This is a genomic window from Halorubrum saccharovorum DSM 1137 (genome assembly GCF_000337915.1).
Classification (GTDB): Archaea; Halobacteriota; Halobacteria; order Halobacteriales; family Haloferacaceae; genus Halorubrum; species Halorubrum saccharovorum.
This window is the reverse complement of the sequence record NZ_AOJE01000048.1, coordinates 1-1,942: the sequence shown is the minus strand read 5'-3', so window position 1 is coordinate 1,942 and position 1,942 is coordinate 1. Positions and strand designations below refer to the sequence as shown.

Sequence of the window (1,942 nt, the reverse complement as noted above, 5' to 3'; positions counted from 1 at the left end):
ATGTGTATAAGAGACAGGGATAGAGGACCGCCACCAGACTAGATCGGTCGGTCCCACCGCGAGGTGAGAGGTGCCGGGTGGGGTCCCCCTAGACACCGTTATAGGTCCCTGTGGTGGGTGGTGGGGTCGGTTCGATTTTCGGCGACCCTTGCGCCGTCCTGCGATTAGGGAGCGGAGGGGCGAGTGATTGTGGTGGGAGAATCGCAAGACGGCGGTAAGTTGTGGCGGTTCAGACAGGGGTATCCTTACGCCGTCCTGCGATTGTACGGATAGGGCCGGGATTCGACAGGGGGAAGAATCGCAAGACGGCGGTAAGTTGTGATGGGTGATACTCCGGGGCGATCGGCGACCCCTGCGCTGTCATGCGGTTTCGGGTTCTGTCTGGCTATGGTTAGAACTGCTAATAACAATATGTGGGCGTGTTGGTAGTATCGGGATAGGTAGATGTTCTGCCGGGGTGAAAGGTCAGTATTCTTTAAGGGGCTAGTCGTTCTCGTCGCAGTCAAAGCTACGCAACGTGAGTGAATGCCCGGAGAAGGCCCGGGCGACGGACGATTCCACCGGACGCGATTTGTGGCAGAATCGCCCGGTGGAAACCTCTTGGCCGGAGGGTTCGTCCTCGCTCTGTCCTCTCTCAGCCGAGTCAGTAAGTGTTTCGACGGTTCACGGAAACGCTCGGTCTGGACGACTAAGCGCCGATCCACCGCAAGGATCGGGCGATCTTGATTTGCCCGAGAGCCGGCGTACCCGGCTCGAGGGCCGCCCGATCCGCACGCCCCCGACCGGCGGGAGGGGGCTATCTTGTGCGGTGGCGGTGCGGCGGCGGTGCGGTCTTTACTCGACGCTAGTTAGAACAACTCAAGAGCCGCTATGCTTCGCCAATTCAGGCGTTCCACCGTGCGGTGCGGTAGAAGACGTGCCGGTGGCTATGGTGCGGTGCGGTGCCACCGGCTCGTCTTCGTCGCGGTCGTCGGATAGTGCCGCCCCAGCTGGGCCGGACGTGCTGTCGGGCCACTCGTGGAGCAGCTCGCGATCGCGTCGGTCGGGGTGGTCGGAGTGAGCGCGGATCCCGTCGACGGCGAGGTCGAGTTGGATGAGCAGTCACGGCTCGGTCGGGACTGGGATTGCGGGCCGGATCGGGAGCGGCCGGACTGCCGGAAGGACTTGGCGCACCTGAAGTACCAGACAGAATCGGGGGAACAGGCGTCGTACCGTTGCGGTTCGTGGGACTGCGAGTGTTGCGGCCACCGGCTGAGGATGGGACTGATCGAGGAGATAGAACGGATCACGGAGGAGCGCCCGGAGATGCGTCGGTTCCTGACGCTCACAGTGGACCGCAGAGCGCCCGCGTCGAAGGAGGAGAAGCACGAGTACATCACCGATCGGTGGAACGCGCTGAGGACGGAACTGAGGGACCGCTATCCAAACCTGTCGTATCTGTGGGTGCGGCACGAGGGAGACGAGCGGGACCGGCCGCACCTGCACCTGCTCGTGGATCGGTTCCTGCCGCAGCGGGAACTGTCGCAGTTGGCCGAGCGCGTCGGCCTCGGCCGGGTGGTGGACATCCGGCGGGTGGACGCACGGAACGCGGCGCACTACATCAGTGCGTACCTCGGTCGTGGCTCGCTGTCGTTCCTGCCGTCGGGGTCGCGGCGGTACGGATCTAGCGCCGACGTCGATCTCGATCCACGCGATCCGGGCGGCGACGATCGTGACGGCAGTGCGCTCGAGGAGGACTGGTCACTGATGGCGTGGGATCCGATCGTCGAGGACTGGGTGTCGGCTGCGTCGGGAGACTTCCGGCGCGACGAGGATAGAGGACCGCCACCAGACTAGATCGGTCGGTCCCACCGCGAGGTGAGAGGTGCCGGGTGGGGTCCCCCTAGACACCGTTATAGGTCCCTGTGGTGGGTGGTGGGGTCGGTTCGATTTTCGGCGACCC

1 protein-coding gene is annotated in these 1,942 nt (G+C 64.0%); it reads left to right on the top strand.

Annotated features, from left to right (window positions below; translation table 11 throughout):
• The first annotated feature begins 1,017 nt into the window (after window positions 1-1,017).
• The gene (locus C471_RS09190) at window positions 1,018-1,836 is read left to right on the top strand and encodes a rolling circle replication-associated protein (RefSeq protein WP_004045523.1); all 819 of its coding nucleotides are present in this window, start codon (window positions 1,018-1,020) and stop codon (window positions 1,834-1,836) included.
• Window positions 1,837-1,942 lie beyond the last annotated feature (106 nt).